This window comes from Mycobacterium sp. (genome assembly GCF_032162605.1).
GTDB lineage: Bacteria > Actinomycetota > Actinomycetes > Mycobacteriales > Mycobacteriaceae > Mycobacterium.
The window spans coordinates 1-7,871 of sequence record NZ_JAVROT010000113.1 but is presented as its reverse complement, the minus strand read 5'-3'; the positions used below and the strand labels follow the sequence as shown (position 1 = coordinate 7,871).

The following is a 7,871-nucleotide window of genomic DNA, read 5'->3' as shown; positions in this document are numbered from 1 at the left end:
CAAACAGCGAGCTGTCGGGGGGGAAGCCGGCGCACACCATTGCCGTGCCGTCGAGCTCGTATCGCGCGACGAACGAGAACGGGACGTCCACGACGCGGGCGACCTCCTCGGCGACCACGGCGAACAGGCCCGACGGCGCCACGCCCTCCGCTGCCAGGGTGGCCACGCGGCGCAGAGCGTTCAACTCGGTATCGGCCATCCGGCGGTCCGTGACGTCGCGCGCCACCCCGTACACGATGCCCGCTTCAGGCCGGCTGCTCGTACTCCACTCGAACCAGCGCACCGATCCGTCGGCGCACACTTCGCGACACTCGAACCCGACGATGTCCTTACCGGCGGCCAGTTCGGCCAGCACCGCCTCCACCGACTCGACGTCATCGGGATAGACGTTATCCATGAACGGCCGAGCCAAAAGCTCCTCGTGGGTGTACCCCAGGCTGCAGGCGAACGCCGGATTGGCGCGCCTCAGGTAGCCGTCGAACCCCGCGATGCAGAACGCATCATGCGAAAGATCGAAGAGCCCGACCAGCTCCTCGTCGAACGACCCGCCCCGCTGAGCCATAACAACCCAGTCTGGCCCCGTTGATCGCGAAAGGCCACTTGTAACCGCCACCTCATTCCGCACAGTGTGACTTCCCGATCGGATGAGGAACTTGCGTCTTCGACGTCACTACGTGATGGCTTCGCCGCCGTTGACACATCGACCGTCAGCGCAGGATCACCGGGTATCAGGAAGCGGAGGTGCCGCTGTTTCGCCCCGTGAGCTGACGACGGTTGTGACGACAACGATGACGACAGTCGGGCTTGCCGACACGTCTACCTACACGACAACAGGACTCGTATCGCGCCTGGTCGCAAGATCGGCCTGTGCCTACCGATCAGAAGGTTGGGGAGCCTGGAAGCGACGGCTTCATTTGGATCGACGTCGTAGTGGATGGTGACGGTCCGGTTCTTGAACTGCAGCTCGGCGGCATGCACGATATCGCCACAAAGGAGCAGACTCTCGCCGCGGCTGTCGATCAGGTCCCCCGTAAGCCCCGGTGTATGACCATGTTCGGGCATGGCCCGGACGCCCGGAAACAGCTGTGTTGCGTCTAAGGAGGGCGACGACGGCCCTAGGCCGGCTGCGTGCTCCGCGCTCCCAATGCAACTCGGATATCACTGACTGTTAAAGGGAGAACGGCTCATTGTTTCTGAAGCGCGTCACGGAAACATCCAGCGTGACCTATGCCAACGGCCAGTGCCGTGAGAATCGGCTGCGCCTCAAACATGGAACGCAGCACGTGTCAGGCGAGCAGCCTATCGGCGTTCCTGGTCGTCAGCTCTCGCCAGCTGGTGGCGCCGGGCGGCGGTGGCGGCGTCGATTGATGCCAATTGCGCATCAACGCCAGTGGCGGTCGCAAGGCCACAGCGGCAGGCGACGCCACCCTCACCGCGTTCCAGCCGGAACTGGGTCATGGCCGGTAAACATGACGTACCGGGACCGTGCGTTCGAACTGAAGCTTCAAGTGCTAGGCGAGCACATGGCCTTCAATGCGCTCGGCGCGTTCCTGGCCGGTGTGGCGGTGGGAGCCTCGCCCGACGACGTAGTTCGGCGGCGATTCGAACTGAAGGGCCGGTTTGGCGGCGTTTCGGTGTACGACGATTATGCGCACCACCCAGTGAAGGTGGCCGCGCAGCTGAGGGCGGCACGTCAGCTGACAGCGGCTCGCGGCCGACTCATCGTCGCCTTCCAGCCACACCTCTACTCACGGACGCTCGAGTTCACCAGAGAGTTCGGCACCGCGTTGGCTCTTGCCGATGAAGTGGTGGTGTTGGACATTTACGGCGCGAGAGAAGACCCGATCCCGGGTATCAACGGTGGCCTGATCGCCAGAGCGGTGCCGCTACCACCGGAGCGGGCGCATTACGTGCCCGAGCGGAGCGAGGTGCCGCCCGTGCTTGCGGGGCTCGCCAGTTCAGGCGACATCATCATCACTATGGCGGCAGGGGGACATCACGGCGCTGGGATCGGAGTTGCTGGATCAGCTGGCACGCAAGGGGCGGCCGTCTTGAGTAGTGCTTCAGCCGATCAGGGTGCCGCCGTTCAGGCTGATGACTTGACCGCTGATCCATACCTCGAGGGATTCGTCTATCGGGTCACCGTTTGCGTATGTGCTGGCGACCAGTACACGGTGCCGGTGGCCATCAGAGAGCGTCCAGCCGTTGAAGACACTGTCGACAGGTGGTCTCAGTCCGATGTCGTCGAGTCCCAAGAACACTGTCGAAGTCTCAACTGCGCTGTCATCCGACAACCATGGCGAGGTCGTCTTGATTCATCAGATGAACATGGAGTACTTTAGTTGACATAATGTGGCTTATCGGCAAAACGGTGACCTGGGCGGGGCCTGGACCACACCAAATACGGGCGACATGGACATACCGTCATCGAACCCGCGCCTCTACTGAGCCCGGCACCCGTTCGCCTGAGCCCCCCGTTACATCACGCGCGCCCGAATGAACTACTCGAGACCCGACTAAGGTGCACGGCGTCGGCTCGACGGCAGGCAGTCCGGATGCCGCACGACGGGGCGACAGACCTTTGGCCGCCGGCCGTTAGTACCCGCCCTCGTTCCCTGCTCAGTCGTCATAATTACGTCACAGTGACGGATTGACCTGACCCACTCGGATGCCCGAACTGGTTGGCGCACAGTCCTTCCCGACGTTGCACGACCCATCTTTGGCCTGATGCCGGCTAGTTCCTCGTCGGGCTCGCTGCGATGGTCAAAGCGCGTTGGCACGTTCACCCTCATGCAACGTGCGACCACCGGCGCCGCGTAGTTGGTTACGATCGGCACCGACTGCGTCCCCGATCTCAACACCCCCGGACCTCGAGCACTCCATTTCAGCGACGCGATGCTCCACAATACGTCACAGTGACGAATTTGGCGTGCTCAGCGTGATCGCGGAACTTACTGGTACACAACATCTCTCGACGGATCTGCGGCGTTTGCACCCTGTGACACACCTATACCTGAAAGACGTTGTGTTGCAGTGGTCTATGGGCTGGATCCACAGCGTTGCGAACTTCGAGGCGCTCGCCATCGCAATGCGCGAAAGTGCTGCTCAAGTGCCCCGGTGACAACGGCACCCTGCGTCGGTGGGATTCGACCCGCTTCACCTGGCAGGAGAAGGACATGGATTTCGTTCTGGAGCTGGCCCAGGATGGTGGGCTGGTGCTTCCGCTTACCGGACAGGTGGATCAGATCATCAAGACGATGACCGCCGCCGACGTCGCGGCACTGCTCTACGAGCCGGAGTGCAACTACCTGGGCCGCAAGATCGCGCCACTGACCAAGGCCGACGGCGGGCTGTGATGCGTTGGCCTACACCGGCGGCCGCGACGTCGAGCCTACCGGTGTAGGCCGCCAGCGCGACAGGTCATTGAACGACGAGCCCAACTCGGACGGTCTCCTGGGTCCTCGTCGGGCACCGGGCTGCGGGCGCCCCGCCCACAAGCCACCTCGCTACCCTCGGCATGACACTGCCCAGGTAGCCCTTGCCGGCGTCGGGAGTGCCGGATACTGGACCTGCCCGTGACCGCACCCAATCGTGGCAAGGGCCGATCCAAGGCACCTGCCACGGTGGCATGTTGCGGTGGTGCGCCTCCGCGGGTAAGTTCCCCCGATCGCCCATTACGTCACGGTGACGTTTTGTGGCGACGCGGTGGGTCAAGGGATATCCCCTGTTACGCAACGTCCTTCGTCCGCTGACGGATAGCAGGGCCTGCCCGGTGTGGCGAACACCTCCGCCATACTCAAAGCGTGGTCAGTAGCTCCACATCGCGTCCCTGCGCGAGAGAAACGATCGCAGCGTCGAACGTAACGAGGCGAACTCCCCTACGGCGGGCGAGCGTGAGCAGATGTGCGTCTGTCACTTGCCGGTGACCGACGATGGTCGGAACGTCGTCATCAACGAGTGACACGTCGTCGGATAGGAACCGGTGGCCATCAGCCCCGCGCAGGGAAGCAAGGACATGCCGCGCGTCGGCCATCCCGATTGGGCTCGGAAGCACCTTTGGGTTCGTCGACACGCGAACGAACCCACTTTCTGTAATGGGGCAGGTCGCCCAGCCCTGCGACGCATTGGCGGCAAACCACTCGCGCATACGGACGTGGTGGATGTGAGAGTCCCACGCCAAAGCGACCAGCGTGTTGACGTCGAGCAGCGCCATCGGCGGTAGTCAGTCCTCGTCGAGCGCACGCCGGACGGTTTCCGGTGTGATCGGTGGCGTGCCGGACGGCACACGGATAACCGGCAACCCATCGGCGGCCTCGACGCGCGCCGGCGTGAGGCCGCGGCGCGCCAACTCGGAGATCACCGCGCCCAGGGACCGCCGCTCGCCGGCGGCGAGTTCGCGTGCCGCGACGACCACGTCCTCATCGATGTCCAGTGTTGTTCGCATATCCTGATGCTACCGCATCAACGCATCAGATGTGCAGCACCTTTGTCACGCTGTCCCCGGTTCGCATCCCGATCGGACCCGGCCGAGCGCGCCCCCGGGCGGGTAGCGTTGACCACTACGACTCGCACGCCCACTGGTTCGCCGGAGGTCAACCAACTCGCGCCTCTTGAACGCGCACCGTTACCAGCTCAATACGGCAAGTTGCACTGTGGCCCAAAGGATTTGAGTCAGATTGTCCGCTACGGCAAGATTCGGGCGGAGCATCAGTAGCGCGTCAGTAGCGATCGAGCTCGATCAACCGCTCGTCGCTGATCCCGAAGTGATGCGCAATCTCATGGAGCACGACGTGTCTGACCTCGCGGCGTAGGCGATCCGCGTCGCCGGCAGCGAGTCGCGTGATCGGCCCGCCGAAGATACTGATCTTGTCGGGAAGCATTCCGCTGTACGCGCTGTTCCTTCGCGGCAGCGGTACGCCGCGGTACAGGCCGAGCAGCGGCTGGCCGTCGGGAGGCTCGTCCTCGACGACGATCTCGACGTTGCTCATCGCCGCACGGAGATTGGCCGGCAGGGACCTCAGCGCGTCGTCAATCGCCTCATCGAACGGATCATTGAGACCCGGCCCCGAACGCGCATCCATGTCCGCAATGGTGCCAGATCGGTGCCGGGTGGTTTGAACGGCAGCTGCGGCGTCGTTCGTGCGTGGATGTGGACGTCGGGCGTCCAGGCGCGATCTCGCACCTCTCGAACACGCACCGTTACCAGCTTTACTGAGATGACCTGACCTGCTGATTCACTGATCAGCGCTTGCATGGGGTGCCAGACGAGACCCTGTTCGCATCTGAACCACCTGCGACAATGTCCATTTCGTTCGATTAGTGAATGCAGCGCTCACGGCCGCGCCCCGATCGGCCGGCTCGACCATAGAAGGTCTGTGATTGAGAATCCCCTATCCCGATGGCTGACCCTCATTTGTCGCTGTGACGTAATATGTTGTGGCGCTGTGACATTGGGAACCCGCATTAGGTTCCGTCATCTGCTGTGTGCCGACCCGGCTGGGTGGACGTGACGGAGTCCTTGGCGCGGCGACTCGAAGCCGGGCATGCCCATCACCGAGTCGAACATCGGCGTTTCGATGAAACCCGGGCAGATGAGGTTGACCCGGATCCCACTCGGCCCGTAGTCGATGGCGGTGCTCTTGGTGAGCAGCACCACGCCGCCCTTCGACGCGTTGTAGACGCTGCCACCGGACGGTGCCCTCGATTCCCTCGATGCTGGCCAGATTCACGATGGCACCGCGCTCACCGTTGACCCGCTCCTGCTGCACCATCTGGGCAAGCGCGGCACGCGACACCACGAAGGTGCCCTTCAGGTTGATGCCCACCACCCTGTCCCACTCTTCGTGGGGCAGCAGGTGAACCGGGCCGCCACCGGCCACGCCGGCCGCGTGCACCACGCCGTCGAGCCGACCGGCCCCGGATACGACCGCGGCCACCGCGGTACGCACTGCATCCGCATCGAGAACGTCGACCTCTTGGTAGGTAAAGCGTTCTCCAGCAAGTTCTTTCGGTGCTTCGGGTGCCAGGTCGACGCCGACCACGATGGCGCCCTCAGCGAGAAGACGCTCGGCCGTGGCCCTTCCGATGCCGGACGCCGCGCCGGTGACCAGCACACCCCTACCTTCGAACCTCTTCATCATTCGTCCCCTCGGTTGCGACCGAACATCACCCTAGGTAAGCCCTACCTCTTGCCGCTCGGCATGTGAGTAGACGACATAATTAGCCATGCGAAAAGGTGGCCCGAGTCGTGAGCCACGCCCGGCGGAAGCACCGGCGCCTCACCCGCGGCCCCGGGCGCTGATCGCCGCCCTGAGCCTGGTGGCGTTGACCGTGGCGGTGCTCCAAACCGCGGTGGTCCCGATTCTCGGCATCATCGCCCAACAACTGAACGCATCGTCGGTGGCCGTCAGTTGGGCGGTGACCGCCAACCTGTTGGCGGCCGCCGCGTCGACACCGCTCATCGGACGACTCGCCGATCTGCACAACAAGAAGCGCGTCCTGCTCGGAGTGCTCCTCATCGTCCTCGTCGGCTCGGTGATGGCGGCAACGACGTCCTCGCTTGCCCTGCTGATCATCGCCCGCGTGCTACAGGGCGTGTCGTATTCGTTGTATCCCATCTGCGTCGCGATCCTTCGCGACGAACTCCCCGCGGGCAGCGTCGTCGGGGCACTCGCGGTGTTGTCCGGCACGTTGGGCTTCGGCGGCGGCATGGGGCTCGTCGTGACGGGGCTCCTGATGGACGGCGCCGCCGGTTACCACCGGGTGTTCTGGCTGACGACGGGGTTCGTCGTCGTGGTGATCGCCGTAGCGGTCACGGCCATCCCGTCGAGGCCGGGAGGTGCCGACGGAACCATCGACTGGTTGGGGGCAGCCGGCCTGGCGGCAGGCCTGTCTGCGGCGCTGCTCACCATCACCCAAGGAAACTCGTGGGGCTGGTCGTCCCCTGCCACCCTTGGATCCGCGGGCTTCGCTGTGACCGTGTTGGTCGCCTGGTGGATGTGGGAGAAACGACTCGACTACCCGTTGATGTCCACGGAGATGTTGACTCGTCGGCCGGTGCTGTTGACCAATCTCGCGACGATATTCGTCGGCATGGGGTTGTACTTCGGCTTCCTGGGCCTCACCCAGTTCGTCCAGGTTGACCGTGCAGTCGCCGGATACGGATTCAGCGCGACGGTTCTGCACGCCAGCCTGGTGTATCTCCTGCCCGGCGCACTGACTGGCTTCGTCACCGCCACTCTCAGCGGCAGATTCATCGACCGCTTCGGCGCCCGCCCGGTTCTCGTCTGCGGGACGTTGACGGGCGTCGTCGGATTCCTGTGGTTGGCCCTGGCGCACTCGGCTCCCTGGCAGGTGATCGTTGCGGGCATCTGGACCAACGCCTACATCAGCCTCGCCTACGGTGCCCTGCCCGCACTGGTGGTCAGCGAGGTCGACGGCGGCGAGACCGGTGTGGCGACCGGCGTCAACGCGATCGCTCGCACCGTCGGCAGCGCGATCGCCGCCGCGGTGGTGGCCGTGCTTCTGGGTCGAACCGTGGCTGGGATGGGCCTGCCGCCCGAGCACGGCTTCGTGACGATCTTCATCGCGGGCGCGGTGACCGCCGGACTGGCGATGGTGCTGATAGCGGTGTCACGCAGCGGCCGACGCAACGTGGTCACCGTGGAGGCTACAGTCGATTCCCGCGCCATGAACCACGAGTGGGGTTGAGCGCGAACGTAGGGGTTTCTTCGATTCTTGGCCTTTGGTAGACGACCGCCGTTACGACGACTGAATCCACGTCGCCAGACGAGCCCGAGGCGACGGCGGCGACCCCGTCGGTCACTGCGACGCCGAGTGCAGCCGGCTGACGGGACCCCCGTGTTCGCCGG

Annotated in this window: 7 protein-coding genes and 1 pseudogene; 3 read left to right on the top strand and 5 right to left on the bottom strand. The window is 64.3% G+C overall.

Annotation, left to right across the window (positions count from 1 at the left end):
* On the bottom strand, positions 1-562 hold a 562-nt coding region (locus QOI01_RS06875), incomplete at its 3' end, for a PAS domain-containing protein (protein WP_526379433.1).
* Positions 563-1,523: 961 nt separating this feature from the next.
* On the opposite strand from QOI01_RS06875, the gene QOI01_RS06870 reads away from it, so the two are divergent.
* Positions 1,524-2,342, top strand: coding sequence for a glutamate ligase domain-containing protein (locus tag QOI01_RS06870; RefSeq protein ID WP_526379432.1), 819 nt, complete (start codon positions 1,524-1,526; stop codon positions 2,340-2,342).
* Between the two features lie 756 nt (positions 2,343-3,098).
* Entirely contained in the window at positions 3,099-3,356 is a 258-nt protein-coding gene (locus QOI01_RS06865) for a hypothetical protein (RefSeq protein ID WP_526379431.1), read from the top strand.
* A 440-nt stretch (positions 3,357-3,796) separates the two neighbouring features.
* On the opposite strand, the gene QOI01_RS06860 is transcribed toward QOI01_RS06865, so the two are convergent.
* The 4 genes and pseudogenes from QOI01_RS06860 to QOI01_RS06845 all read right to left on the bottom strand — a co-directional run.
* Positions 3,797-4,213 (bottom strand): TA system VapC family ribonuclease toxin, encoded by a 417-nt coding sequence (locus QOI01_RS06860; RefSeq protein ID WP_526379430.1) that lies wholly within the window; start codon positions 4,211-4,213, stop codon positions 3,797-3,799.
* 9 nt (positions 4,214-4,222) lie between these two features.
* Complete coding sequence (locus tag QOI01_RS06855; RefSeq protein ID WP_526379429.1) at positions 4,223-4,444, bottom strand: antitoxin; 222 nt, start codon at positions 4,442-4,444, stop codon at positions 4,223-4,225.
* Between the two features lie 274 nt (positions 4,445-4,718).
* The gene (locus QOI01_RS06850; protein ID WP_526379428.1) at positions 4,719-5,081 is read right to left on the bottom strand and encodes a metallopeptidase family protein; all 363 of its coding nucleotides are present in this window, start codon (positions 5,079-5,081) and stop codon (positions 4,719-4,721) included.
* A gap of 419 nt (positions 5,082-5,500) precedes the next feature.
* Positions 5,501-6,140: pseudogene (locus QOI01_RS06845) on the bottom strand (SDR family NAD(P)-dependent oxidoreductase); the annotation flags it as partial.
* Between the two features lie 85 nt (positions 6,141-6,225).
* Between QOI01_RS06845 and QOI01_RS06840 the strand changes: the two are divergent.
* Positions 6,226-7,710 (top strand): MFS transporter, encoded by a 1,485-nt coding sequence (locus QOI01_RS06840; protein WP_526379427.1) that lies wholly within the window; start codon positions 6,226-6,228, stop codon positions 7,708-7,710.
* Positions 7,711-7,871: the final 161 nt, after the last annotated feature.